Genomic DNA, 25,938 nt, shown 5'->3' on the forward strand with positions numbered 1-25,938 from the left:
TTGACCGGCGCGACCGAGGAGGCTCCACCATGGGAAAAGTCATCACGCACATGACGATGTCGCTCGACGGCTTCATCGCCGACCCGAACGACGATCCGGGCGAGCTGTTCGCCTGGTACGACGCCGGCGAGACGGCGGTGGCCAGCGCGAACGAGGACATCGGATTCCACGTCGACGATGCCGACGCGGACGTCCTCGGCGAGTTGACCGGCAACGCAGGCGCACTGGTGTCCGGACGACGCCTGTTCGACATCACCGATGGTTGGGGCGACAACCACCCGGTCGGCGTCCCGGTCGTCGTCGTCACCCATCACCCGCCCGAGGACGCCACGACCCGGTGGCCGAACACCACCTTCGTCGACGACGTGGCCGGTGCCATCTCACGGGCGCGGCAGATCGCAGGTTCCGCCGATGTGATCATCGCCAGCCCGACGATCATCCAAGAGGCCCTCGACCTCGATCTGGTCGACGAGATCTGCGTCAGCCTCGTACCGGTGCTCTTCGGCGAGGGGATCCGCTACTTCGGCCCGCTGGCGAACGGCCATCGGCTCCTCGCAGACCCGACGGTCGTCCCCGGTCGCCGCGCCACCCACCTGCGTTATGTCACCGCCGCCAGAACAGATGATGCGTGACCGCACCGCCCGGACTCGGCACGACGTCGCAGCGATAGCGATCGAGCAGCTCGTCGGGTGACTCCCAGAGTCGCACGCCGGACCCGAGCTCGACCTCGTTTGCCACCGCCACGTGCAAGGTGTCGACCAGGCCGGCGTCGAGGAATTCCCGCACAGTGGTCGCGCCGCCGCCGAGCCGCACATCCTTGCCGTCGGCGGCGGCCTTCGCTTTGTCGAGGGCCGTCGCCGGGTCGTCGTCGATGAAGTGGAACGTCGTATCCGACAAGGTGAACGACGGTCGCAGGTGATGGGTCAGGACGAACACCGGCGTGTGGAACGGCGGCTCGTCGCCCCACCAGCCGAGCCAGCTGTGATCCTCCCAGGGTCCGCGGTACGGGCTGAACTTGTTGCTGCCCATGATCTCGGCACCGATGTTGTGGGAGAAGTCGCGGGTCAGGTAGTCGTCGAGCCCGCGGGTGCCGCCGGAGTCGGTGCGGTTGGGCCAACTCGCTGTCTTGATCACCCACGACATCAACGTCGCCGGATCGGCATGACCGAACGGCCGTTCGAGGCTCTGTCCGTCACCGGCCCCGAAGCCGTCGCGCGACACCGTGAAGTTCTGGACTTTCAGTAGCTGACCCATTCGACAATCCTGCACTCTCGACGTAGCTGACGATGGTCAGACTGCCCGAGTCCGGGGAAATCATCGGCCCGTCACGAGTTCCCTCGCCGCCGCTCGTCGTGGTCCGGCGACGCAGGCCGCGCGAGGGGGTGGTCGGTCGTCTCGAGAAAATCGAGCAACTCGAGAACACTGTCGCGTCGATCCGGCGGGAGGCGGGCGATCGCCACCGCCATCATCCACAGATCGTGGTCGACGTCGAGCCGCGCGGTCCGGATCTCGTCGCCGGAGGCCGGTGTCTCGCCGGCTTCTGCGAAATACTCGGGAGTGACGCCGAACCCGGCGGCGATGGCGATGACGGTCTCCACCGATGGATGCACGATATGACCAGACCGGACGGCCGACAGAGTGCCGACGTCGAGGCGGTGGCCCCGCTCGCGAGCGCGCCCCACCACTTCCGCAGCCGTCAGGTCCGGCCAGAACTCGAAGAGCGCCTCGATGCGGTCAGGGATCACCGACACTGCCCACCCCCATCGAAGAATTCCCCTCGTCGAATTTCAGCGTGAAGCCAGCAAATCATAGACAAGGGCGTTTAACATCGTCGGGGTCATGGCCGGGTGCGCAGCCCCGGCTCGGCCCCTGTTCGACCAGATACGGCGGGCGGTGACGGTAGCTGCGGCGATCGCAAAAGCCGCGGCAGCCGTGACGAGTGCCCAGGACACGCGTTGAACGAAGCCGGGCGCCCCGCTAGAACCCGTCGCCACGGCGAAGGTCGCGACCCCCAGCGCGGCCCCGATCTGCCGGGCCGTGTTGGAGGCTCCCGAGGCGGCTCCGGGAGTTGTCGGGGTGGCCTCGATCGCGGCCGTGACGATTGCCGGCGTCAGTATCCCCAAACCGATTCCCCACACCACGAATCCCGCCGTCACGACGGGACGATCGAGCGAGTCCGTGGTCGAGGCGATCACGACGAATCCGATGGCCGACATCGTGATTCCGATGGCGGAGGTCGGCCACGTGCCGAACCGCGCCGTCATCCGCGCCGAAACCGTGCCCAACAACGGCAGCGGGAGCAACGCGGGCAACAAGACCAGGCCGGTCGCCAGTGGGCTCAGATGGTGAACGGACTGCAGGAGCTGGGTGAGGACGAACAGCGTCCCGAGCACGCAGGCGTTCATCAATCCAGCGACGAGGCAGGCCGCGATCAGTTGTCTCCTCGCGGATCGTTCGACCCGGAGTAACGTTGTGTGCGTTCGCCGTTCGATGCTCACGAACCCAACCGACGCGGCAACGGCCACACTCAGGGCGATGACGGCGTCCGTCGGCGACGAGCGGAGGCGCAACACCGCCACGGTAGCGGCGGCGATCGCGACGGCCAGCACCACGGCGCCCGCCCAATCCACCCGATCGTCGCCGACCGGATTGTAATTTCCTTGGGGCGCAGCGGGTTTGGACCGCGCGATCACCACGCCCGTCGCAGCGATCACCGGCACGTTCACCCAGAACACCGACACCCATCCCCACTCCTGCACGAGGAAGCCACCGATCACCGGACCCGCGGGGACCGCCGCCCCGCCGACGGCCGCCCACACACCGACCAGCCGGGTGCGCTGCCGATCGTCGACAGCAGACTCGGTCAGCATGGCCAACGTGCCCGGGAGCATCACGGCCGCCGCCATACCCTGGACGAAACGGCCGAGGATCAGCACCGACAGCCCGGACGCCAACGCACACAGCACCGATGCCGCGCCGAACCCGATCAGTCCGACGAGCACCACCCGCCGGTGGCCGACACGATCGCCGATCGCCCCGGCCGGCAGGAGCAGAGCCGCGAGCGGCACGGTGTAGGCGTCGACGATCGAGGCGAGTCCGGCGCCCTGCGCCGACAACGCGTGACCGATGGAAGGTAGCGCCACATTCACGACGGTGACGTCGAGCAACACCAGGAAATACCCACCACAGAGGGCGACGACGACCGACTGGCGCAGACGAGAGATCTCAGCCATTCGCCCATCGTGGTCCCGCGACGTTTCAGCCGACGTCGAAGTATCTCCGTCGTATCGTCGAACCATGAGCACTGCACGAGAGGTGCCGACCGGCGGTGAACCCGACCTCGCGGTGGTCGCCGCGGGGTTCGCCGATCCGCGGCGAATCCGAGTGCTGATGGCGCTGGCGGACGGCCGGGCACTACCCGCCGGACGTCTCGCTGCAGAGGCCGGCGTGGCCGCCTCCACGATCAGCAATCACCTGTCCCGACTTCGCGATCAAGGTCTCGTCATCGCGGAACAGCATGGCCGCCACCGCTACTATCGGCTGTCCACTCCGGATGTCGACGGCGTGCTGGAGGCGCTGGCCCGCCTGGCACCGCGCGAACCCATCACTTCGCTGCGTCAGCACACCCGAGCGCATGCCCTCCGCAAGGGGCGCACCTGTTACCAGCACCTGGCCGGACAGCTCGGCGTGGATGTGTTCCAAGCCCTGCTCGACCGCCGCTGGGTCGTCGGCGGCGACGGTCACCACCACCCCGACACCGACGACAGGCTCTCCGCGCCCGGCCACGCGATCGACTATCGCCTCACCCCGGAAGGAGCCGCGGCACTGTCCGATTGGGGCCTGCCCCAACGACTCCTACGTGTCGACACCACGCTGCGGTACTGCACCGACTGGACCGAGCAGGCCCATCACCTCGCCGGCGCGCACGGCAGCGCGCTCGCCACGTTTCTCTTCGAACAGGGATGGATCGCTCGCGGGACCACACCGCGCAGTGTGGCGGTCACCGAATCGGGGCGCCCGCACCTCGACCGGCTGTGCGACACAGCCTGATTCCCGCCGGAGCCACCTCACTCGGGCCGCAGGTGCGCGAACAGGACGTCGAGCACGGCTTCGAGATGAGCCGTATCCCCCGTCGTCCGGAGAACTGTCACCCCTCCCTGGATACCGGCGATCATCGCTGCCGCGACACCATCAGCGTCCACACCGGGGCGAGCGACCCCGCTCGATTGAAGTGCGGTGATCCCCTGTCGCACATGGCCCTGCCATCGCTGGAGCAACGCCGTCGCCACGTCGGCAGCGCCCTGCGCCGCACCCACTTGACTCATCAGAGCGGCAAGTGGGCAGTGCGGCCCCTGCGCCCGATACCGTGCGACGAGCACCTCCCGCCAGCGCTCCCACGCCTCCCAGGTGTCCAGGGTGCCCAGATACGGTTGCTGGTCCTCCAGCACCCGGTCCGCCTCGTGCCGGGCGACCTCCAACCAGAGTTCTTCCTTTCCCCCCGGGAAGTAATGGAAGAGTTGACTCTTGCTGGTCCTGGTGACGGCGCGGACGTCGTCGAGGGTGACGCCGCCCGGGTCGCCCTGCCGCAGATACGCGGCAGTCTCCTCGACGATCCGTTTGCGGGTCGCCCGCCCCTTCGCCGTCAATGCCATACCACCACCCTACGGATTTTCTGGACTTGCTGGTCCAAAAATACGCGCCTACCGTCGCGGACATGCAGCGACTCAACGGCAGGACCGCACTGATCACCGGCTCGACCAGCAACATCGGCCGTGCCATCGCTTACCGCTTCGCCGATGAAGGAGCGCATGTCATCGTGTCCGGTCGAGACCCCGACCGTGGCCAGTCGGTGATCGAGCACATCCGCGACCGGGGAGGCCGCGCCGATTTTGTCCGGGCCGACCTCGACGGCAGTTCGTCCGCGAGTGCAACACTTGCCCGCGAGGCAGTATCGGCGGCCGGCGGTCGACTCGACATCCTCGTGAACAACGCTGGGATTTTTCCCTCCTCCACCACCAGAACCGTCGACGACGACACCTTTGATCGGGTGTACGGCGTCAACGTGAAGGCGCCGTTCTTCCTCGTGCAAGCGCTCGTCCCGACGATGTCCGCCTCCGGGGGCGGCGTCATCGTCAATCTCGGGAGTTGGGTGGCCAGGCTCGGTATCGGTTCGGGAGCCCTGTATGCGTCGAGCAAGGGCGCACTCGAAACCCTCACGCGTGCATGGTCTGCGGAGTTCCGTGCAGACAACATCCGGGTCAACGCGGTCTCGCCCGGCGTCATCCGCACACCTGATCTGGACTCTGACGCCGTGTACCCCGGGGAGGCCCTGATGATCGGTACGCCTGCCGGCCGCGCGGGCCACCCCGACGCGATCGCGGCCGCGGCGGCCTATCTGGCATCCGACGATGCGGAGTTCGTCCACGGCACCGTCGTCGACGTCGACGGCGGACGTGTCGGCGTCGCGGTCGTCACCGGGAACTGAAATATCCAGCGTGGATTTCTCGGCGAGGCGCCGCGGAGGTTCATGTCGCTGCGGCCTCGGCGGTGATGAGTTCGACCAGGATGTCGGCGTGACCGGCATGACGAGCGATCTCCTCGATCATGTGCAGGAGGAGCCACCGCACGCTCACGTCCGCACCGTGCGAGTTCTGGAAGGTGTCGGACATGTCGTATGCGGACACGATCTCCCGCGACTGCGCGCTGGCACTCCGGAACTCGTCGACGACGTCGTCGAGCGACCGGCCGTCGGGGATGGCGAAGCTCGCCTCCCCCGGGGTGGCCGGTCCGCTGCAGTCCTCTTTCGATCGTCCGTCCAGGATGTGCTGAAACCAGAAACGTTCCGCTGCCGCACCGTGTCTGAGCAGGCCGATCGGGGTCGTCGCCGACGGCACGCGTCGCGACCGCGACGCCGCGTCCGAGAGTCGGACGACGGACTCGATCAACGCCTCACGGTTGCGGTCGAGCATGTTCTCCAACAGGGTCCGTTCATCTCCGCTGATGATGCGTTCCATCGACTGATCCACTTCGCCGGGGTACGTGACGGCGCCCAGCCTAATGCGATCGCGGATTACCCGGCGGGCTCCCACACGATGCCGTCCGGGTCGGTGAACGACGCACCGGAGCTGCCAACCAGCAGCCGGTGCGACCCACTGCCCTCCGCATCCACCCCGGCATCCTTGGCCGCGGCGCGCCGGCCGTAGAGTGCCAGCTTCACCGAACCGGGCTCGCTTGCGAACTCGACGTACTTGCGGCCGAAGCTCTTCGCGACGTCGAGTCCCTGCTCGACGTAGAACTTCTTACTCGCGGCCACGTCGTCGGCGCCGATGAGGAGCACGATGTCGTCGACCTGCCGGGCCGGGGCTCCGGCTGCCTTCTTGTTCGACGTCGCGACCTTCCAGATGGCGCCGTCCGGCGCCTGCACCACGCCGCCATAGCCCCAGAACGACTTCTTGGCGGGCTTGATCTCGGTGGCACCTGCGTCGAGAGCGGGCATGATCAGCGAATCGACGACGCCGGGATCGGCGACGACGAGGGACAGGACGAATCCTCGGAAGCCGGTGGTCGGCTGTTCGGCCGTCCGGAACCGGAGTCGATCGCCCAGCCCGAAGGCTTTGTCGTAGAAGGTCTCCGCGGCGGCGGTATCAGGAACGTCGAGGGTGATGGCGGTGATTGTTGTCATGCGTATGACGTTAGGCCCGGGCGTGCCGGAAGACTTCTCGATTCCTGCTCGATCATGGCCGAGCAGTGTGGTGCGTCGTCAGCCCGCAAACCCGCTGCGAAACGGCCGAAAGAAGTCTCGCAGTTCCTGCGCGTACTGCTCGGGCTGTTCGAACGGCGCGAAATGCCCACCGTGTTCCGGCTCCGTCACGCTGACGACGTTCGCCATTCGTTCGAGCCAGGCCCGCGGCGGCTTGAGCACATCACCGCCGAACAGTGCGAAGCCCGACGGCACGTCCACGTGTCGGGTGTACTGATCGAGCGGGATCGCGGCATTGGCGTGGTACATCCGCATCGACGATCCGATGCTGCCGGTCACCCAGTACTGGGTGAGCAGGGTCAGGATCTCGTCCTTCGTGAACGCCGTCTCGACGTCACCGCCGCAGTCGCTCCATGCACGCAGCTTCTCGACGATCCACGCCGCGAGTCCGGCAGGCGAGTCGGTGAGACCGACCGCGGCGGTGACCGGCTTGGTGCTGTGCATCGCCGCATACGCACCTTCGGTGCGCGCCCACACCGTCCCCGTCTCGATCCACGCGCGTTCGGCGTCGTCGAGTTCTTCCGGATCTCCCCAGTACCTGGGCAAGCCGGCGTCCATGCGGTGCACGGCGACGACACGTTCGGGTTGGTCGAGCGCGAGGTACCTGCTGACATGACTGCCCATGTCGCCACCCGCCGTGCCGAACTCGTCATATCCGAGCTCGGTCATGAGTTCCGCCCACAGCATGGCCACCGCGATCGAATCGTACGCATGGGCCGGGTGATCGGAATATCCGAAGCCGGGCATGTCGGGCACGATCACGTCGAAGGCATCGGCGGGATCGCCACCGTGTGCCCCGGGGTCACTCAGCAACGGGATCACCTTGAGGTACCGCCAGAACGAGTCCGGCCAACCGTGGTTGAGCAGCAGGGGCATCACCGGTCCGGCGCGGTCCGCCGCGCGGGCATGGATGACATGTATCCCGAGGCCACCGACCTCGACCCGCAGGTTCGGGAGTCGGTCGATCTCGGATTCCTGTGCCGACCAATCGAATTCGTCGGCCCAGTAGCTGATCAGCTTCCGGAGGTAATCGACGTCGGCGCCCAGTGACCAGCCCGCGGGAGAGTCGGGCCATCGGGTCGCCCTCAGCCGCGTGCGGAGATCCTCGACGACCTGCGGATCCGTTCGCAGCGACATCGGCCGTGGGCCGGCGCTCACAGCGTAGGCCAGTCCGTTGGACCGCTGGAACCGGCCGGATACTCGTCGATCGGGACCTGATCGGAGCGCCACGCGTCGAGGATCGGCGCGACGATCCGCCAGCATTGCTCCGCGGTGTCGCCACGCACCGCGAGAGTTGCGTCGCCGTCGAGGATCCCGGACAACACCTCGGCGTAGGCCCGCGGCGATCCGACCCCCAGATCGGCGTCGAGTTCGGTCGCCTTCAGATCGAACGGGTGCGAACCGTCGTGCACGTTGAGCCGCAAGGACATCGTGTCCGGACCGAAGGAGAACCGGAGTACGTTGCTCGCCGCCTCACCGCGAAACTGTTCCGGCAGGTGACGGACCGGACGGAAGGTGAGGGCGATCTCCTTGACCGCCGGTTCGATCGCCTTGCCCGACCGCAGGGTGAAGGGCACACCTGCCCAGCGGGCGGTGCACACCTCGAACGTCGCCTCGGCGAGTGTCTCGGTGTCACGTGCCGGATCGACGCCTTCCTCGTCGGTGTAGGACGGCAGCCGATGGCCATTCACCTCGCCCGCGGTATAGCGCGCCCGATGGGACGCACGGACGGGATCGCCCTGCCAGACCCGGGTGGCGCGCAGCGCGGCCGCCGTGGCATCGCGCAGATCTCGCTCGGCCAACGACGCGGGAGAATCCATCGCCACCACCGAGAGGAGTTCCAGCAAATGGCTCTGCAACATGTCGATGAACGCGCCCGCTTTGTCGTAATAGCCTGCGCGGCCTTCGAGGCCGAGTGTCTCGTCGTAGCGTATGAGGACGGACTCGATGTGATCGGCCGACCAGACCGGCTCGAACACACGGTTGGCGAACCGCACCCCGATCAGGTCCAGCAGGATGGACTGCCCCAGGAAGTGATCGACGCGGAACACCTGGTTCTCCGGGACGAGGCGGGCCAGGGTCTGGTTGAAGGCGTGGGCGCTCGCCTCATCGGTGCCGAACGGCTTCTCGAGAGCGAGGATGGTGCCGGACGGCACCTCCACGTCCGTCATGGCCTCACACGATGCCTGTGCGATGGCGGGCGGAACGGCGAAGTAGAGGATCGGTCGGCCCTGCGCCGACCCGAGGATCGTGCGAAGCCCATCCGCGGAGCCGAGGTCCGCCTGCAGGTAGGTCGTCGAGTCGGCGAGACGGGCGGCGGCCGGCGCCGGCCCGTCACCGAACGCTTCGCGAACGCGGTCGCGCCACTGATCGTCGGAGACCTCACGCCGCCCCACACCGACGAGCCGTACGTCGCGTTCCGGTTCGAGCGCGAGGAGCTGCTCGAGTGCCGGCAGCAGCAGGCGTGAGGTCAGATCGCCCGTCGCACCAAGGATGAAGAGTGTCGTCTCGGCCATGCCCGACGGTAACGCGCATCGAACTCACCATGGCCGAACTCGCCGATACATCGCACGTTGGCGGTAAGAATCGACGTATGCGTCCGAACATCGAGGATTATGCCCTGATCGGCGACTGTCGCACCGCTGCACTCGTGTCCAGCCGCGGCGAGATCGACTGGTTCTGTGTGCCCCGGTACGACTCGGCATCGATCTTCGCCGCGCTGCTCGGCGACGAGGAGCACGGCTGCTGGACGCTGGCGCCACGGGAGGGATCGGCCCAAGAGGGATCGGCCCAAGAGGGATCGGCACAGTGCAGTCGCGAGTACACGGGAGACACCCTCGTCCTCGTCACGCGATGGGAGACCTCGACCGGCGTGGCCGAGGTGCACGAATTCATGCCTCTCGACGGCGGACGGGTCGACCTCGTGCGACGCGTCGTAGGGGTGTCGGGCCACGTCGAGTTCCAGACCGACCTGCGGATGCGCTTCGACTACGCACGGGCGGTGCCGTGGGTCCTGCAGGTCGGCGACGCCTCCGGGCCCGCCCTGCGTGCCATCGCAGGCCCGGACGCGGTGGTGGTGCGGGGCGCCGCGCTGCACGCCGACGGCAACGTGCACCGCGGGTTCTTCACGGTCGAACCCGACGTGACCGTCGACCTCACGCTCACCTGGTATCACTCACACCGACCCGAGCCCGAACCCCTCGACGTCGACACGGCGCTCGACCACGCGGTCGGCTGGTGGACCGGATGGTCGAGCCGCATCGACCATTCCGGACCGCACCACGAGCAGATGGTCCGATCGCTGATCACATTGCGCGCGCTGAGCAATCTCGACACCGGCGGCATCGTCGCCGCCGCGACCACGTCGCTGCCCGAACAGTTCGGTGGCAGCCGCAACTGGGATTACCGATATGTGTGGCTGCGGGATGCCTCGCTCACCCTGGAGGCGTTGGTGAATCACGGCTTTCTCCGGGTGGCCGAGCACTGGCGCATGTGGCTGATGCGCGCGATCGCCGGGAACACCAAGGAACTGCAGATCATGTACGGCATCGCCGGGGAGCGCGATCTCGAGGAGCGGGTGCTGTCGCATCTGCCGGGCTATCAGAACGCCGCACCCGTCCGGATCGGAAACGGCGCGGTCAACCAGTACCAGGGCGACGTGATCGGCGAGGTGCTGTGCGGTCTCGAGTCGGCACGGAAGGCAGGACTGCAGGAGACCCCGATGTCGTGGTCACTGCAGAAGGCGTTGCTCGAGCAGGTCGAGGCGAATCTCGAGCGTCCCGACAACGGGATCTGGGAAATGCGCGGCGACCCCCAGATGTTCACCCATTCCCGCGCGATGATCTGGGCGGCTTTCGATCGCGGTGTCCGTGCGTCCGAACGGTTCGACCTCGACGGCTCGCCCGAGCACTGGCGCGAACTCCGCGACCGGGTCCGGGCCGAGATCGACAGCGCCGGAGTTGATCCGGACACGGGGCGATTTGTCCAATACGCCGGGACCGACGAAGTGGACGCGTCGTTGCTGCTGCTCCCCCAGGTCGGATTCTGCGCCGCCGACGACCCACGCATGCTCGCGACGGTCGCCGAGATCGAGCGGGTGCTGATGAACGGCGGACTGGTTCACCGGTACCGCACCGGTTCCGGGGTCGACGGGCTCGACGGCGACGAACATCCGTTCTTGGCCTGCACGTTCTGGCTGGTCACGCAATACGCGACGAGTGGACGGCACCACGACGCGGCGGCGTTGATGGAGCGTGCGTGTGCCACCGCCAACGACGTCGGACTGTTCTCCGAGGAGTACGACGTCGGTGCCGGGCGCCAGGCGGGCAACACCCCGCAGGCCCTGTCCCATCTCGCCTTCGTGCGGGCGGCCGACGCGCTGGCGTGACCCTTCGAGACGCTCGCACGCACGCTCCTCAGGGAACCGGGTCACCCGACTGTTGCGCCACCCGGCCGACCGCGCAAGGATGGACTCCAGCGAGGCTTCACCGGGCAACGTCCGCCCGGGTCGGTGGGTGGTGCCGCGCATCCACGATCGTTCGGTGAATTCCCGAGGGAGACAAGACCGATGAAGAGACGATTCTTAGCTGTGCTGGCTGCGTGCGCCGCCGTTGCCACAATCGGACTGGCAGGGACGGGTCCGGCGACCGCGGCCTGCATGGGCAACGGGATCGACGACCTGACCGCCGAACCCTGCGGCGACTGACGCGATCCTTCGCCGATCACCCGGCCTGCTGCGCGAGAGCGGCCATCAGGTCGTCGTAGTGACCCTCATGTGCCGAGAAGCGCAGCGGCTTCACCCGATCCACCAGGATCTCGCGGGTCGCGGTCGGCAGCAGCGACATCACCTCGTCGAGGAAATCGTCGAGCGGCATGGCCCAGTCGGCCTCCGCCTGGCCCGGCATCAGGTCGGTCTGCACGGCCGGCGGAACCAGCTCCAGTACACCGATACCCTTGTCGGACAACTGCAGTCGGAGACTGTCGCTGAACGAGTGGATCGCCGCCTTGGTCGCACTGTAGGTCGGCGTGCCCGCCATCGGGGTGAACGCCAGCCCCGACGACACGGTCATGATGACCGCGTCCGGTTGTGTGGCAAGGAACTCGGCGAATGCCGCGACGAGCCGCAGCGGCCCCAGGATGTTCGTCTCCACCTCGGCGACCGCGGTCTCGAGAAAACCCGCACCACTCAGATCCTCCGATCGCATGATGCCTGCCATCGCGATCAGGACATTGGTCTCGGGGAACCGCTTCTGCACATCGGCGCAGGCGCGAGTGACATCAGCGGCATCGGCGGTGTCGATCCGGATCGTCTCCATCCCCGGATGGTCGGACGCGATCTGTTCCAGCAGTGCGACCCGACGTCCGCCGACAATGACGCGATTGCCGGCCTCGTGCAATCGGAGCGCCAGGCCGAAGCCGATGCCGGAGGTCGCGCCGGGGATGAAAATGGTGTTGCCGGTGGTCTTCATGATGTCTCCTTCACTCCGATGTACTTCCACCCAAGACTTCACCGCGTTCGCGCCCGCGCATCAAGGAAGCGGTCATCCATGGATTGCCGATCCCTGGATGCGGGCATCCGCATGCGGAACAGTGGTGGGTACCAACCGCGCAGCACTCAACACGCAGCCAGAATCGAGGAACCGTGATCGACCGGGCCGGACTCGCCGAGTTCCTACGGCGCCGACGTGAATCGCTCACACCTGCCGACGTCGGGCTGCCGCCCGGGCAACGTCGCAGGACAAGCGGCCTGCGACGCGAAGAAGTCGCGATGATCGCCGGGATGTCCACCGACTACTACAGCCGCCTCGAACAACAGCGCGGGCCGCAACCGTCCGATCAGATGGTGGCGGCGATCGCACGGGCGTTACACCTCACGCTCGACGAACGCGACCACCTGTTCCGCCTCGCCGGGCACAATGCCCCCGACCGCATGGCCATTCCCGACCACGTCGGCCCGGGCATGATGCGTATTCTGGACCGGCTCGCCGATACGCCCGCGATGGTGGTGAACAGTGCCGGGGAGACGCTGGTGCAGACGACACCCGCTGTCGCACTGGTCGGCGACGAAACGCACTTCACCGGTCTTCGTCGCAGCATCGCCTACCGGTGGTTCACCGATCCGACCACCCGACAACGCTTTCCGGCCGACGACCACGATCACCACGCGCGAGCGCACACCGCCCGACTCCGGGCAGCGGTGACGCGCGAGGGGGCAGGCTCACACGCGGGTGAGATCGCCGATGCATTGCTCGCGGTGAGCCAGGACTTCGGCGAGATCTGGGGCAGGCATGACGTCGCCACGTCGCTCACCGATCAGCGCAAACGTCTGCTCCACCCGGATCTGGGGCTGATCGAGGTCTTCTGTCAGACCCTCCTCGACCCCGACGGCGCGCAGGCCCTGCTGGTCTACACGGCGACACCGGGCAGCGAGAGCCATCAGAAGCTGGCGATGTTGAGCGCCGTAGGGGTCTGAGGGGTGGTGGTCAGGTGATCTCGATACGCCTCGTCGCTACGCTCCTCGGCTACTCGATCAGCGGAGAAGGCGCGACATTCCGCTGGTCGAGTGGCCGCGGGAGCGAAGCGAGCCGGCGTATCGAGACCACTCACCGCGCAAACGCGTACGTCACCCCGGTCAGCTCTTCTGCCGTGTCCCACAAACGGTTTCCGAGTTCCCCGTCGAAGACCCGATGGCTGGGCACCACGAGCACCGGCGGTCCGCTGAACTGCCCTGGCCCCGACGGACCGAAATACTGGCCACCGATCACACCCGGATCGGTGGCTGCGCGCAGCGACGGCAACGCACCTTCCGGGCCCTCCATGATGAAAGACCTGCGCAGCCAGTGCAGCGACGGCGTGGTGAACAGCCACTGCAGCAGCCGGCCCGAATCGCGCATCACCCCACTGTGGGTGGCACCCGGATGCGCGGCCACCGAGATCGGTGCGGTGTGCCCGCTCGCCGACAGCCGACGCTGCAATTCCACCGCGAACACCAACTGCGAGAACTTCGCACGACCGTAGGCACGTGAGGTGCTGAACGAGTGGTCCATCGTCAGATCATCGAAATCGATGACGCCCGCGCGATGCGCACTGCTGCCGATCGTCACCACCCGTCCCGATTCCGCCGACAACAGGCGCTCGAGGAGCAGTCCCGTCAACGCGAAGTGGCCGAGAAAATTGGTCCCGAAATCCAACTCGAAGCCGTCGGCAGTCAGTTCCCGACGCCCGGCCATGACACCCGCATTGTTGACCAGGACTTCGATAGACGGATAAGAGTCACCGATCTCGTCGGCGGCCTTGCGAACGGATGCGAGGTCGCCGAGATCGAGCTGCACGACGTCCACACGACCATCGGGCACGGAGCCGAGCACATCGGTACGAGCGGCCATCGCGGCATCGATATTGCGGCAGGCCATCAGCACGTGGGCACCCAGCCGTGCGAGGTGGCGCGTGGTCTCCAGCCCGATTCCGGAATTCGCACCGGTGACCACCACGGTCGTGCCGTCCATCCGCGGCGCATCTGCCGGCGTCCACCCGTTCTTCGCCATCGCCCTCCCCCTTGTATCCACCACCCACGACGTTCGTGCCGTTCGTTCGCCGCTTCAGCCTGCCACAATGCCGGCCGAACCCGTTCTGGGTGTCCGCTGTCGCGCCCGCATGAGGCACAGGTGAAATGGCGGCCACCGTGGATCACGGTGACCGCCACAAGGGGTTTCAGGGGAGATCAGTGGTGGCTGACCTGTCGTCCACGTACCGCGAGGTATGCCGCGATCAGGGCGATGGCCACGACGACCCCCACGATGAACGGGATGACCTCCCATCCGCCGTTGCTGTTGCTGTAACCCACCTGGTAGGTCAGCCACGAACCGATCAATGACCCCAATATCCCGAGCACGATCGTCATGATCACGCCGACATTCTGCTTGCCCGGCATGACGAGCCGGGCAAGTGCACCGACGATCAGACCCACAACGATGGCACTGATGATGGTTCCGATCATGTTTCACCTATCCGTTCTTCGAGTGGCATCGACCGCAGGAGATGGCCAGGTCAGTGCCCGGTCAATTTGTCCTTGACCTTGCCGGCCGCATCCTTGACACTTTCGACGCCGTCTTTCACCGCCGACGACGCCTGGTCGCCCTTGCCCTCGTTCTTGAGATCACGGTCACCGGTCACGCTTCCAGTGGCCTCTTTGGCCTTGCCTTGCAGGTCTTCTGCCTTGTTCGAGATCTTGTCATCGAGACCCATCGTGTGCTCCTTTGGATCGAGAATCGGTTGCGTACACCCGTGATACCCACGAATCGGTGGATCAAACATCGTCCCGCGGATGTCGACGACCCGGTCACCTCACGATCGCGTCGATGGTCTTCTTGAGGGCTGACGGCTGTGCGGGTGAGTGCGGCGCCTTCTCCTTCAGTTCCAGCAACTCTTCACCGAGCTGCTGGAGTTCTTTCCGGCCCAGCGTCTTACGCACCTCGGGAAACCATTCGGACTCTTCTTCCTCGATGTGATGCTCCACATTCTCGATCAGAACGGTGGTCTTGGCATCGAATCGCTCGTCTTCGGGCTTCATCGTGACGAGTTCCATCACCAGCAGGTCGGCCACGTGGTGCTCTTCATATGACTCGAGGATGTCGTCTTCAACGGCGGGCACAGCCTTGCGGACCGCCGGGTACATCCCTTCGTTCTCGATGTAGGTGTGCACGGTGAGGGCCTCGATGATCTTCCCGACGATGTCACCCTTCGTCTTCGTCGCGTTCGGACCTGCATCGCGGAAATCGTTGAACAGCTTCTTGATCTGCTTGTGGTCGTCTTTCAGGATCACGATCGCATCTGTCGACATGGGGATCTCCTCGAGGTGATGGTGCGATGGGTCGGCGGCGGTGGCCGGTGGGCGCCGCTGATCGTTCCGACGCACACGGTGACGTATGCCCGCGCACCTCTCACGTCAAACCACCTTCGCCCGTCAGATCGGCGGAGGTTTGATCGTGATCCACCGCGGGCACGCTGTGATCGAACCGATCAGAGGAGACCACATGCGCGCAGTCACTTGGCAGGGCACGCGGAACGTCACCGTCGAGGATGTCCCCGATCCGCAGATCCAGGAGGATTCGGACGCCGTTATCCGGGTCACCTCGACCAACATCTGCGGCTCCGACCTCCACCTGTACGAAGTTCTCGGGGCATTCATGAAACCGGGGGACATCCTCGGCCACGAACCCATGGGTGTGGTGGAGGAAGTCGGCTCACAGGTCGGCGATCTCGCCATCGGGGACCGGGTCGTGATCCCGTTCCAGATCTCGTGCGGGTCGTGTCACACGTGTACGCAGGAGCTATACACGCAGTGCGAGACGACTCAAGTGCGCGATCAGGGAATGGGTGCGGCACTCTTCGGCTTTTCGAGCCTTTACGGATCGGTTCCCGGTGGTCAGGCCGAGTACCTGCGCGTGCCGCAGGCACAGTTCACCCACATCAAGGTCCCTGGTGACGCATCGGATTCCCGATATGTCTATCTGTCCGATGTTCTGCCGACCGCGTGGCAGGCGGTCGCCTATGCCGACATCCCGGCGGGAGGATCGGTCACTGTCCTCGGCCTCGGCCCAATCGGCGACATGGCCGCACGCATCGCGGCTCACCACGGTGCCGAGGTGATCGCGGTCGACCGCGTACCCGAGCGGTTGGCGCGTCTACGGGCACGCGGTATCCACACGATCGATCTCGACGAGGTCGACGACATCGGAGATGCGGTCCGCCAGCTGACGCATGGTCGTGGCACCGACGCGGTGATCGATGCGGTGGGCATGGAGGCGCACGGCTCCCCGGTGAACAAGATGATGCAGCGGGTAGTGGCGATGCTCCCGGACAGTGTCGCCGAGCCGATGATGCGCAAGGCCGGCGTCGACCGCCTGTCGGCGCTCTACTCCGCCATCGACATCGTGCGTCGTGGAGGCACCCTGTCGATCATCGGCGTCTACGGCGGCACCGCCGACCCCCTGCCGATGCTGACGATGTTCGACAAGCAGATCCAGATCCGAATGGGGCAGGCGAATGTGAAGAAATGGGCACCGGACATCATGCCTCTACTCGGCGACGACGATCCCCTCGGTGTGGACTCCTTTGCCACACACGAACTCCCGTTGAACGACGCGCCGCATGCGTACGACATCTTCCAGCGCAAGGCCGACGGTGCCGTCAAGGTGATCCTGAAGCCATAGGGCGGTTGCGAACGGAGCTCAGGGTCGGTGGTCCGGGCCCCACTTCTCGGGCAGCGGGGTCAGTTCGTCGCGAAGTCGGGCCAGCGTCCGGTTCAGCAGCCGCGAAACGTGCATTTGCGAGATGCCGACTTCTGCGGCGATCTCACTCTGCGACATGGAGTGGAAGAAGCGCAGACTCACTATCTGCCGCTCCCGCTCGGGCAGGTTCTCCAAAGCCGGTCGCAGCGCGACGATCTCATCGATCTGAGCGATCCGCTCGTCGTCGGCGCCCAGGGTGTCGATGATCGACCGCCCATCATCGTCATCTGGCTCGGAATCGATGGACGTGGCGTGGTAGGCGGAACGCGCCATCAGTCCGTCGATCACGTCCTCGACCGGCATGCCGAGATGTTCGGCCAGTTCGGTGGGGCGCGGCGACCTGCCCAACCGTTGGACCAGTTCATCACTGGCCCGGTTGATGCTCAGCGAGGTCTCTTTGGCCCGTCGTGGCACCCTGATCGCCCACATGCTGTCACGGAAATGACGCTTCACCTCACCCATGACCGTCGGCACAGCGAAGGACAGGAAACTCCCGCCACGTCCCGGGTCGAAACGGTCGACGGAATTGACCACTCCGATGCGCGCGACCTGAACGAGATCGTCGAGCGATTCCCCACGGCCACTGAATCGGCGCGCGACGTGGTCGGCCAACGGGAGACATCGTTCGACGATGTCCGAGCGCATTCGCGCCCTGACCTGGTCGTCGGTGGCCTCGCGCAGCGCTTGGAGCGCCGGCGCCACGTCTGCGTAGTCGTCCATCCGAGAGTTGCCGGCCGACGTGTCACGCGGCACCGAAGCGTTCTCGGGTGTCGAGGTCAAGCAACTCCTCCGGAGGGTGGTGGTGGTGGCATGCGGGCACAGATATCACTCCAACGTAGCGGCTACCCAGGCGACGCCCCTTCGAAACTCCACTTGTCGACGGGTGCCAGGCACCGTACGGTTGGCCATAGCGGTTCAGCCAACAGCTGCAGCAGCGAGACCTCGGAACGCTTGTCTCGCTGCACTCGTACAACTCGGAACGAGGCAGACGCATGAGCCTGGATTCACACATCACTTTTCACGACTCACCGGCGCCTGCGGCAGGTGCGAGGGCTGCCGCAGGCAATCTCATTGCGGCCAGAACCATTTGTGTACAACGGATCTCGGGTGAGATCGACCTTCAGAGCGTGGCCGACTTCGCCGTGGCGCTGGATCGTCTGACCGGCCGCCGACCAGAGTGCGTGCTACTGGATCTGCTGCAGGTACGTTTCCTCAGCACCTCCGGACTGGCGGTGCTCGGCCAGTTCTGCGATGACGCCGCTGGACGTCACATACCGGTTGCCGTCGCCTGCGGTCGTGCCGTCGCGCGGCCCGTCGAGGCATGCCGCCTCGACGACGCGATCGATCTCCATGATTCGTTGGCGGCAGCCGGCAGGTCACTCACCTCGGTCGAGTTCCGCTGAGCAATTTGGCCAATCGAACCGTGACATCACGGCGGTGGGGGTCGTCGACGTAGGTGACCGCGTGAGCATCGGTCACCGTCTCCACCACATGCCAGCCGAAACCGGCCGTGTCCAGTTCGATGGCGGGCTCGATCGCGCCCGCCACCTCGCCGACGAACCCAGCCTCTCCGACGAGTAGTGAGACGCGCAGGCGACCGGCGTCGACCGACGCCACGATGAGTTGCGAGCAGACCTCGTCGACCGCGAGTTGGATGTCGGCGACGTCGTCGATGGTCCAGTCGTCGGCATAGAGGGTGCCTTCCACCACTGCTCGGACGATCTGGAGTCTGTCGGCTCGTGCAGGCACACTCAACTCCACGGGCAGATCCGCCGACTGCGCGACGTCGTCGATGACGCGGTGGTCATCGGTGATGTTGCGGTTCTCGGTCACTGCGTGCTCTCCTCACCCGCGACAATCATCTCGCCGCAGTCATACCCCCACGTCGCCGGGCTGAAACCCCCGGGTCCGTCCGCCTTCGGTTTGGCATGAGCATTCATTGGGAACAAGAGATGCATGACGCTCAGTTGTGATGCCCAAGTACCAGGAGGATTGGGACTCCCGATCTCTACCGACATGGTCTACCGGCCACAGGAAGACTCGCAACTGTTGGCCGACGCAGTCCGGCGGTCCGGTCGTGTCCCCGGGGCCCGGGCAGCGGACCTGTGCACCGGAACCGGCGTCGTCGCCATCGAGATGGCCCGACTGGGCGCCGCCTCGGTGCTCGCGATCGATTCGTGCCCGGGCGCCGCACAGACCGCTGCCGCGCAATGCCGGAAGGCTTCCGACATCGTCACGGTCGAGCATCGCGATCTCAACGACCTCACCGGCCGGGACACCTTCGACCTCGTGACCTGCAATCCGCCTTATGTACCGACGCCGCTCGACCTGGACGTCACCGACGAGTACGCCGGGCCCCGGAACGCCTGGGATGGTGGGCCCGACGGCCGGTCGGTGCTCGATCCGCTGTGCGCAGGCGCCGCCGAACTGCTGAATCCCGGCGGAACTCTCCTGCTCGTACAATCGGAGTTCGCCGACCCGGCCGAAACTGTCGTGGCACTGCGTTGTAGCGGCCTCCGTGCCGACATCGTGGCGCGGCGTCGTGTTCCGTTCGGTCCCGTACTCACCGCCCAGGCCGCCTGGTTCGAGGAACTCGGGCTCCTCGACACCGATCGTCGGGTAGAGGAACTCGTCGTCATTCGCGCCGACCGGCCATCCACATCTGCGGCGCCGCGAGGTCATCGATGAGCGGCTCGTCCACACCGACTCGCGTCCGGGTGGTGCGAGGTGGACCGATGCTGGTGTCCGGACCGGTGGACATCGAGATGCCGGACGGATCGCACGTCCGGTCCGACCGGTTCACGGTCGCGGTGTGCGCATGCGGCCGCAGCCGGCGATACCCGCTGTGCGACACCAGCCATCGGCGTCGCATCCGAGCCGACGATGCAGGCTGAGACCGTCACACGAGGACGGTGCCCTGCTCCCAGACTGACCGCAGACCCCGGTCGAAGGCGTCCTCCACCAACAGGAACCCACGGATTCCGAACACGACATCCGCCTCCAGATCCGGCTCGGCGCGCACGAGTTCGCCCACGACGTCGTGCCGTAGGATCTGCTCGTGGACAGCGTCCGCCTCGACGTGCTCGGCATAGAAGTGTCGGCACGTCTCCGGGGCGTCGAGACGTTCGAGACCGGACAACAATCGCTGCGAGCCCGGCGGCGATGTGATCTCGGTGGCGGCGAGGTGTCCGACCGTGGCCCCGCGCAGGGATCGATGTAAACCGAAGAGTGACATGAGGTTCACCGGAGCCAGCGCCCATCCGGGCGCACCGTCGAGATAGGCGAGATAGTCGGGGCGCAGGTCTGCCGCCGCCAACAGATCCGCGAACAGCTCTTGGTGAACCGCTTCTGCACGGCCCCCACCGAATTCATCGAATTCGACCGCGACGTACGCAGCCTTCGCGGCGCCCCGCAGCCGCGGGATGGCCCATGCGTGGGGGTCGGCCTCTTTGAGGTGATAGAGCGACCGCATCGCGAACATGTCACGGAACTGCTGCCAGGAACCGCTGTCGCGCAGGATGAACGAGACACCGTCGCCGTCGGCGGGCTCGACGCACAGCCGGTTCATCTCGGTGTGTGCCGACGAGAAATCGTCGGCCGGCCCGACATCGGTATGCACCGCATCCAGGAAGTGCCGCTCGAGTTCCCGACGGAACGTGAGGATCTCAGGATCCCATTCCCGGTCATCGGGCACCCCGGCCCATCCCGCGTAATGCATCTCGTAGGCGATGTAGAGCGCGAGCTGCAGATCGTCCCCGTAGGGGTCTGACGAACCCACAGTCGGCGAGCCGAGGGGATGGCCATCCTCGAGCGTCTCGATCAGCGCTGAGGACAAGGCGCCGCACGATGGCGGCAATTCGGCCGTCACCGCGTGGCCGCGACGATCAGCAAGCATTGGAGAACCTCTCGCGGGCAGACGGTGGTGGCACGCGACTACCCGATCGGGCCGGTCGCCAAACACCACCGCCACCGACGAGCCTACCTACTGGACGCATCAATCCGGCGGTTCCGCATCCCCGGCTGCGGGCGAAGCCGGATCGCCGGTTCCCGAGTCGGTCGCCGCGGCCGGATCGACGTGGGGTTTGTCATCCGGATCGGGGACGTCTACATGCTCGTCCTCGAGCTCGTCGACGGTTTCACGCGCGCCGCGCACATCGTCGGGAGTCTTATCCGGCATCGTCGACCTCGCTCTTGCGTGCCACCTCAGGGGCGACCTCCCGCGTCGCCATACCGCCGTTGCCGTCGTTGTCGGCGGGTCCCGGGTGGAGCACATCCCGTGTATCACCCGACGTCGGCTCGGTCGAATCGGTGTCTGGTTCCCTCGTCATCGCAACTCTCCTTCGGTTGTCGGGACCGCGTGACGGACGTCTTCCCCGGACGGCCACCCGAGCTGAACGATTGAACTCCGGCAGCCCGACCCCGCGAGATCACGCGGCACAAAGGCGGCTGGACTCCAGACATACCCAAGATGCGGCCCGGTCAAACAGGAGGCACGCACAGCTCGAATGTTTGGCGCCGACCGATAGTGGGCACTCACGCACGGCCAACGAATGCGGGCCACGCAAACAATTTTGAGAGAAGGCCACTATGGCGGTCACCCCGAAGAAGCCGGCCTATTCTTCGGGAGCGTCCGACGTGGCGCCGAAGCTCGACTCCGCAACGTCCAACGACGTGGTTTGGCCTGATCCCTCGCCGCTACGCGATTGGTGGACCTCGGTCATGGACTCCGGTCAGGACACTTCCGACGAGTCAGATCACGATGTCGGGGAGACCACGTGAATGGTTCGAAATGGTCTGGACCAGACTGCGAGCTGAAGTGCAGAAACACCTTCCGGGAACCAAGGAGGGGCCGTGACCGAAGTCACGGCCCCGTTCTCGACATCGGAGTGGCGCCCGGGTTTACACGTCCGCCACACCGGGTAGAACTGAACGCAACCGCGACGATCACCCGGGTGTTCGTCTCGGCCAGATCTCCAAGGTTCTGCGAGCAGCCTTGGAGATCGCCCCCCTTTGCCTCAGTTTCTGCCTCAGTCGGCCAGCCTCACCGGCACCTCAGCTCGCGACTTTGTCCCCCGCCGAACTGAACCGACCGGCCGGCTCGAACCGGCCGAGCACATCGTCGGCGGGCTCGCCGGACACCGCCGAAATGAACCCGAGCACATCCTCTCGGCTCTCCAGTGTGAGAAGCGGATTCGGCTCCGAGAGCAGTCCGAACAGCGCCGACGCCACATTCGTGTCGACGGCGGCGGCCGGGAACGAGAGCTCGAGGTGGGTGGCGTAGTCCGGATCGCCCAGATAGAGGCGGGTGACCTCGACCGCCGCGCGGCCACGCCGTTCCCAGTGCTTCTCGAACTCGGCTTCGAGCCAGTCGGCGCTGAACGCGCCGTCGTGCGCCTTGGCTGCCCTCACCAGCTCCGCGACCTGGATCAGCGTGTTCTGGGCACCCTGGCCCGCGACCGGGTCCACCGCGATGGCGGTGTCTCCGATCGCGGCGACGACATGCCCGCCGCGGGTGGTGGACACGGCATGCCGCACCGTCGGGGTGACCGCACCCGTCAGCCATGACACCGGGTCCGACTCGATCACCTTCAGCTGCTCGATCACCGGGGCGTCGTGCGGAAAGTACCCGGTGAAGATGTCGACGATCGCCGCGCGGGCCGACACGGCGTCGTCGACCTCGTCGATCTTGGGCGCCCACGCTCCGTCGGGCTTTGCGAAGACGATGAACGACCAGGTCGCGCCGGCATCCTTGTGCAGGAACGGGCCGACGAAGATCTCCCCGTTCTCGCTGTCGAGGTTGAACAGGGAGTGATTGCCGCCCTCGCTGCTGCGATAGGCGAACGCGTCGGGTCCGTGGTCGAGGCCGGTGAGCGTCACCTGCAGCAGCTTGCGCTGCGGCTCCCGATAGTGCGTCCGCGACCCGTCGACCGGGAACAACGCCGACAACCCGCCCTTGCCGGTCGCGACCAGCGTGAGATCGTGGGTGCCCGCGATCTCGTCGAGGCGGTCGACGTCGACCGAACCCACCTCGAAGTGTCCGCCCTGATCGAGGAACCGGCCGAGCCGGTCGTCGGCGCGCAGACGGAGGTCGACCGCCTGGGCGATATAGCCGTACTCGGGGTTGAACTCGAGCACATCGGTGCGGTCCTCACCGCTTCCCGAATGCAGCCGGACGCTGATCCCGGTGGTGTTGCCGACGTCGTAGGTGTCCTCGATGATCTCCGCGTCCCACTCCCGCGATTTGCCGAACAGCACCCCAACCCCGGTCGGCGGCACCTTGTCGCGCAACGATTCCTGGTCCTTGTCGCTGTAAAGCGTCACGTCGAAACCCGCTTCGGCGAAGCCCAGTGCCGCACTCGCGCCTGCCAGGCCTGCACCCACGACCCCCACACTCCTGCGTCCCTCGTCTGCCATGCCGTTCCCCTTTGCTCGTCGCTGTCCCGGTGTCTCCGGCGGCCGATGCCGTCGGCGTCAGCGTGCCTGCGGACGCCGGCCGGCTGAAGGGTTAGGCGCAGGGCGCGCATATCGGTGCCGCACCTTTTCCCGATATGCCTGCGTCTACACGGCGCCTGGTCACCGGAATCACCTCCGGGGCCAAGTAGCATCCCTGCCTGTGAGCACGGCCGTAACCACCCCGACCGCGACGCCCAACGAGGACGCCGCAACCGGCAACACGTCCGGTTACCGGCTGGATCTCGACGGACTGCGCGGGATCGCGATCGCCCTCGTCGCGATCTTTCATGTGTGGTTCGGACGCGTCTCCGGCGGCGTCGACGTGTTCCTGACGCTGTCGGGTTACTTCTTCGTCGCGTCGCTGCTCAAGCACGTCATCGCCACCCAACCCGCATCAGTGCCGTGGCGGACCGCGATCAACCCGTGGCCGCGGTTCTCGCGCCTCGTACGCCGCTTGCTCCCGGCGCTGCTGGTGATCCTGGTCGTCATCACCGCGCTCATCGCCCTGGTGATGCCGAAGACGCGGTGGGGACCGCTCGGTTCCGAGGTGCAGGCCAGTGCGCTCTACTACCAGAACTGGCATCTGGCGCTCGATTCACAGGACTATCAGGCCGCGGACTCCGCCAACAGCCCGATGCAGCACCTCTGGTCGATGTCGATGCAGGGACAGTTCTTCGTCCTGACACTGCTGTGCGCCCTCGCCCTCGGCGGTCTGCTGCGCGCCATGTCCCGACGGTTCACCGCACTGTCGAATCCCTCGGTGATCCGCGGCATCGTCGGGTTCAGCCTCCTCGCGGTGGCCCTGGTCTCATTCGCCTGGGCCAATCACCGACACTCGGTGAACCAGCCATTCAACTACTACGACACCGTCGCACGGCTCTGGGAACCATTGGTCGGAGGCCTGCTCGCGATCTGGATGCCGCGCCTCGCGCTACGCCCGTGGATGCGCAACGTCCTCGGCGTCGTCGCACTGGCACTGATCGTCACCTGCGGCTGGTGGATCGCGGGGGTGCAGGAGTACCCCGGCGTCATGGCGCTCGTGCCCGTCGGTGCGACGCTGCTCCTGATCTGGACGGGCTCGACCGCGACCCGTCCCGACTCCACGGCCGGGCCGAGTTCGGTCAGCAACGCCCTCGCACATCCGCGTCTCGTCTGGCTCGGCTCCATCGCCTACGCGCTCTATCTGTGGCACTGGCCGCTGCTGATCTTCTATCTGGCCTGGCGGTATCAGGACGACGTGAACTGGCTGGAGGGCACAGCCATCCTGGCGATCTCCGTGGTGCTGGCCTGGGCGACCACCAAGTTCATCGAGACACCCTTGCGCGCCGGGCGGTCGAGCGGGCTCGGACAGCGATATCGGCGGGTACTTCTCGCGCTCGTCCTGATCACCTCCGTCGTCGCGGGTTCGACCGTCGTCATCTGGCAGCGAAACGCGGCCAACGCCACCGTCAACACCGAGAACCTCGACACCCGCCTGTATCCCGGGGCCCGCGCCTACCTCGACGGCGCACCGGTTCCGAAGGTCGACCCGCAGCCGAGCCCCGAGGTGGTCGACAAGGACTGGCCGATCACCTCGTACGACTCGGTCATCAGCGGCTGGAAGGACCCGTCGATCAAGGTCGGGGTCTACGGGGACAAGAACGCCACCCGAACCGTCGCGCTGGTGGGAGGTTCGCACGCCGAATACTGGATCACCGCACTCGACGCCATCGGGAAACGACGCGGATTCAAGGTGACCACCTACCTCAAGGTGGGGTGTGCCCTGACCACGAGTCACGTCTTCATCTGGTTCGGCCAGAAGTACTACCAGTGCAACGACTGGTCGAAGCGGGTGATGACCCGACTCGCCGCCGACAAAGCCCGACGTCGTCTTCACCAACTCCACCCGCCCGGTGGAAGGCAGGGGGGCTCGCGGCGACTACGTCCCGCAGGACTACGAGGACATCTTCGCGCAGTTCCGGGATCGTGGACAGCGCGTGATCGCGGTGCGGGACAACCCGTGGGCGCACGGCCAACTCAAGCCGCCGGAATGTCTGGCCGAGGGCAAGAAGCCACAGGTCTGCGGAGTGTCGCGGGACATCGCGATGGCACCGACCGACCCGGCACAGGCCATCGCCCCCCGGTTCCCGAACACGACCTTCCTCGACTACACCGATGCCATGTGCGGGCCGACCTACTGTCCGGCCGTCGTCGGCAACATCGTCGTCTGGCACGACTTCCACCATCTGTCGGCGACGTTCGTGCGCAGTCTCACCCCCGCCGTCGAGGCCGATCTCGCAAAGTCACTGCACTGGTGGTGATCCCGGTCACAAGCCGATGAGTCGCGATCGTCGCCGGTCAGCATCTCAGGGTGCCCCCAGACTGCGCTGTTAAGGTGTCAACCGATGCTCGTGCTGCGGGCGCCCACGCGGGAGGCGCGGGGCCGCGACCGATCGC

At 66.2% G+C, this 25,938-nt stretch carries 28 protein-coding genes and 1 pseudogene; 10 read left to right on the plus strand and 19 right to left on the minus strand.

All coding sequences use genetic code 11. The features are described 5' to 3' along the window. The first annotated feature begins 29 nt into the window (after window positions 1-29). On the plus strand, window positions 30-632 hold the full coding sequence (locus tag OVA31_RS08130) for a dihydrofolate reductase family protein (RefSeq protein WP_267630576.1): 603 nt from the start codon (window positions 30-32) through the stop codon (window positions 630-632). On the opposite strand, the gene OVA31_RS08135 is transcribed toward OVA31_RS08130, so the two are convergent. From OVA31_RS08135 to OVA31_RS08145, 3 genes are all read right to left on the minus strand, one after another. Then, window positions 604-1,254, minus strand: a complete 651-nt coding sequence (locus OVA31_RS08135) for a dihydrofolate reductase family protein (protein ID WP_267630577.1) — start codon at window positions 1,252-1,254, stop codon at window positions 604-606. The genes OVA31_RS08130 and OVA31_RS08135 overlap by 29 nt on opposite strands. Before the next feature lie 71 nt (window positions 1,255-1,325). Continuing rightward, window positions 1,326-1,751, minus strand: coding sequence for a hypothetical protein (locus OVA31_RS08140; RefSeq protein ID WP_267630578.1), 426 nt, complete (start codon window positions 1,749-1,751; stop codon window positions 1,326-1,328). A 36-nt stretch (window positions 1,752-1,787) separates the two neighbouring features. Next, complete coding sequence (locus tag OVA31_RS08145) at window positions 1,788-3,233, minus strand: MFS transporter (protein ID WP_267630579.1); 1,446 nt, start codon at window positions 3,231-3,233, stop codon at window positions 1,788-1,790. A 64-nt stretch (window positions 3,234-3,297) separates the two neighbouring features. Between OVA31_RS08145 and OVA31_RS08150 the strand changes: the two genes are divergently transcribed. Further along, window positions 3,298-4,050: an ArsR/SmtB family transcription factor gene (locus OVA31_RS08150; protein WP_267630580.1), complete on the plus strand. Its 753-nt coding sequence runs from the start codon at window positions 3,298-3,300 to the stop codon at window positions 4,048-4,050. 17 nt (window positions 4,051-4,067) lie between these two features. On the opposite strand, the gene OVA31_RS08155 is transcribed toward OVA31_RS08150, so the two are convergent. Beyond that, entirely contained in the window at window positions 4,068-4,652 is a 585-nt protein-coding gene (locus tag OVA31_RS08155; protein WP_267630581.1) for a TetR/AcrR family transcriptional regulator, read from the minus strand. A gap of 62 nt (window positions 4,653-4,714) precedes the next feature. Between OVA31_RS08155 and OVA31_RS08160 the strand changes: the two genes are divergently transcribed. Beyond that, on the plus strand, window positions 4,715-5,485 hold the full coding sequence (locus tag OVA31_RS08160) for an SDR family NAD(P)-dependent oxidoreductase (RefSeq protein WP_267630582.1): 771 nt from the start codon (window positions 4,715-4,717) through the stop codon (window positions 5,483-5,485). A gap of 40 nt (window positions 5,486-5,525) precedes the next feature. Here the strand turns inward: OVA31_RS08160 and OVA31_RS08165 are convergent, their stop codons facing one another. From OVA31_RS08165 to OVA31_RS08180, 4 genes are all read right to left on the minus strand, one after another. Then, window positions 5,526-6,014, minus strand: a complete 489-nt coding sequence (locus OVA31_RS08165) for a DinB family protein (RefSeq protein WP_267630583.1) — start codon at window positions 6,012-6,014, stop codon at window positions 5,526-5,528. Between the two features lie 56 nt (window positions 6,015-6,070). Further along, on the minus strand, window positions 6,071-6,682 hold the full coding sequence (locus tag OVA31_RS08170; protein WP_267630584.1) for a glyoxalase: 612 nt from the start codon (window positions 6,680-6,682) through the stop codon (window positions 6,071-6,073). Window positions 6,683-6,760: 78 nt separating this feature from the next. Then, entirely contained in the window at window positions 6,761-7,918 is a 1,158-nt protein-coding gene (locus OVA31_RS08175) for an epoxide hydrolase family protein (RefSeq protein WP_267630585.1), read from the minus strand. After that, window positions 7,915-9,276, minus strand: coding sequence for a glucose-6-phosphate dehydrogenase (locus OVA31_RS08180; RefSeq protein WP_267630586.1), 1,362 nt, complete (start codon window positions 9,274-9,276; stop codon window positions 7,915-7,917). Before OVA31_RS08180 ends, OVA31_RS08175 begins: the two co-directional genes overlap by 4 nt. Window positions 9,277-9,353: 77 nt before the next feature. Between OVA31_RS08180 and OVA31_RS08185 the strand changes: the two genes are divergently transcribed. After that, window positions 9,354-11,147, plus strand: coding sequence for a glycoside hydrolase family 15 protein (locus tag OVA31_RS08185; protein ID WP_267630587.1), 1,794 nt, complete (start codon window positions 9,354-9,356; stop codon window positions 11,145-11,147). 334 nt (window positions 11,148-11,481) lie between these two features. Here the strand turns inward: OVA31_RS08185 and OVA31_RS08190 are convergent, their stop codons facing one another. Further along, the gene (locus OVA31_RS08190) at window positions 11,482-12,228 is read right to left on the minus strand and encodes an SDR family oxidoreductase (RefSeq protein ID WP_267630588.1); all 747 of its coding nucleotides are present in this window, start codon (window positions 12,226-12,228) and stop codon (window positions 11,482-11,484) included. 173 nt (window positions 12,229-12,401) lie between these two features. Here OVA31_RS08190 and OVA31_RS08195 point away from each other — a divergent pair, with 173 nt between their 5' ends. Then, window positions 12,402-13,232 carry a helix-turn-helix transcriptional regulator gene (locus OVA31_RS08195; RefSeq protein ID WP_267630589.1) on the plus strand — a complete coding sequence of 277 codons (831 nt, stop codon included), beginning with the start codon at window positions 12,402-12,404 and terminating at the stop codon, window positions 13,230-13,232. 130 nt (window positions 13,233-13,362) lie between these two features. Here the strand turns inward: OVA31_RS08195 and OVA31_RS08200 are convergent, their stop codons facing one another. From OVA31_RS08200 to OVA31_RS08215, 4 genes are all read right to left on the minus strand, one after another. Next, window positions 13,363-14,304, minus strand: coding sequence for an oxidoreductase (locus tag OVA31_RS08200; protein WP_267630590.1), 942 nt, complete (start codon window positions 14,302-14,304; stop codon window positions 13,363-13,365). A gap of 176 nt (window positions 14,305-14,480) precedes the next feature. After that, window positions 14,481-14,756 carry a GlsB/YeaQ/YmgE family stress response membrane protein gene (locus OVA31_RS08205; RefSeq protein ID WP_267630591.1) on the minus strand — a complete coding sequence of 92 codons (276 nt, stop codon included), beginning with the start codon at window positions 14,754-14,756 and terminating at the stop codon, window positions 14,481-14,483. Window positions 14,757-14,806: 50 nt separating this feature from the next. Next, window positions 14,807-15,004, minus strand: a complete 198-nt coding sequence (locus OVA31_RS08210) for a CsbD family protein (RefSeq protein ID WP_267630592.1) — start codon at window positions 15,002-15,004, stop codon at window positions 14,807-14,809. Between the two features lie 94 nt (window positions 15,005-15,098). Beyond that, entirely contained in the window at window positions 15,099-15,599 is a 501-nt protein-coding gene (locus OVA31_RS08215; protein WP_267630593.1) for a hemerythrin domain-containing protein, read from the minus strand. A 193-nt stretch (window positions 15,600-15,792) separates the two neighbouring features. Between OVA31_RS08215 and OVA31_RS08220 the strand changes: the two genes are divergently transcribed. Then, entirely contained in the window at window positions 15,793-16,971 is a 1,179-nt protein-coding gene (locus OVA31_RS08220; RefSeq protein ID WP_267630594.1) for a zinc-dependent alcohol dehydrogenase, read from the plus strand. 18 nt (window positions 16,972-16,989) lie between these two features. Here OVA31_RS08220 and OVA31_RS08225 read toward each other — a convergent pair whose 3' ends face one another. Then, window positions 16,990-17,769, minus strand: a complete 780-nt coding sequence (locus tag OVA31_RS08225) for an RNA polymerase sigma factor SigF (protein ID WP_267631446.1) — start codon at window positions 17,767-17,769, stop codon at window positions 16,990-16,992. Between the two features lie 272 nt (window positions 17,770-18,041). Between OVA31_RS08225 and OVA31_RS08230 the strand changes: the two genes are divergently transcribed. Next, window positions 18,042-18,452, plus strand: a complete 411-nt coding sequence (locus tag OVA31_RS08230; protein WP_267630595.1) for an STAS domain-containing protein — start codon at window positions 18,042-18,044, stop codon at window positions 18,450-18,452. On the opposite strand, the gene OVA31_RS08235 is transcribed toward OVA31_RS08230, so the two are convergent. Beyond that, a complete protein-coding gene (locus OVA31_RS08235) occupies window positions 18,430-18,882 on the minus strand; it encodes an ATP-binding protein (RefSeq protein ID WP_267630596.1) in 453 nt (150 codons plus the stop codon). The two genes, OVA31_RS08230 and OVA31_RS08235, sit on opposite strands and share 23 nt — an antisense overlap. Window positions 18,883-19,065: 183 nt before the next feature. Here OVA31_RS08235 and OVA31_RS08240 point away from each other — a divergent pair, with 183 nt between their 5' ends. After that, window positions 19,066-19,737: a HemK2/MTQ2 family protein methyltransferase gene (locus OVA31_RS08240; RefSeq protein ID WP_267631447.1), complete on the plus strand. Its 672-nt coding sequence runs from the start codon at window positions 19,066-19,068 to the stop codon at window positions 19,735-19,737. After that, window positions 19,734-19,943 carry a CDGSH iron-sulfur domain-containing protein gene (locus OVA31_RS08245; protein WP_267630597.1) on the plus strand — a complete coding sequence of 70 codons (210 nt, stop codon included), beginning with the start codon at window positions 19,734-19,736 and terminating at the stop codon, window positions 19,941-19,943. Before OVA31_RS08240 ends, OVA31_RS08245 begins: the two co-directional genes overlap by 4 nt. Before the next feature lie 5 nt (window positions 19,944-19,948). On the opposite strand, the gene OVA31_RS08250 is transcribed toward OVA31_RS08245, so the two are convergent. The 4 genes from OVA31_RS08250 to OVA31_RS08265 all read right to left on the minus strand — a co-directional run bounded on the left by OVA31_RS08250 (window position 19,949) and on the right by OVA31_RS08265 (window position 23,463). Continuing rightward, the gene (locus tag OVA31_RS08250; protein ID WP_267630598.1) at window positions 19,949-20,944 is read right to left on the minus strand and encodes an iron-containing redox enzyme family protein; all 996 of its coding nucleotides are present in this window, start codon (window positions 20,942-20,944) and stop codon (window positions 19,949-19,951) included. Window positions 20,945-21,043: 99 nt separating this feature from the next. Beyond that, window positions 21,044-21,226 (minus strand): hypothetical protein, encoded by a 183-nt coding sequence (locus tag OVA31_RS08255; protein WP_267630599.1) that lies wholly within the window; start codon window positions 21,224-21,226, stop codon window positions 21,044-21,046. Then, on the minus strand, window positions 21,216-21,377 hold the full coding sequence (locus OVA31_RS08260) for a hypothetical protein (RefSeq protein WP_267630600.1): 162 nt from the start codon (window positions 21,375-21,377) through the stop codon (window positions 21,216-21,218). The genes OVA31_RS08255 and OVA31_RS08260 overlap by 11 nt, the downstream gene beginning before the upstream one ends. 724 nt (window positions 21,378-22,101) lie before the next feature. After that, window positions 22,102-23,463, minus strand: coding sequence for a styrene monooxygenase/indole monooxygenase family protein (locus OVA31_RS08265; protein WP_267630601.1), 1,362 nt, complete (start codon window positions 23,461-23,463; stop codon window positions 22,102-22,104). Window positions 23,464-23,662: 199 nt separating this feature from the next. On the opposite strand from OVA31_RS08265, the pseudogene OVA31_RS08270 reads away from it, so the two are divergent. Then, a pseudogene (locus tag OVA31_RS08270) lies at window positions 23,663-25,802 on the plus strand (acyltransferase family protein). The last annotated feature ends 136 nt before the right edge of the window (window positions 25,803-25,938 follow it).

Source organism: Gordonia sp. SL306 (assembly GCF_026625785.1).
GTDB lineage: Bacteria > Actinomycetota > Actinomycetes > Mycobacteriales > Mycobacteriaceae > Gordonia.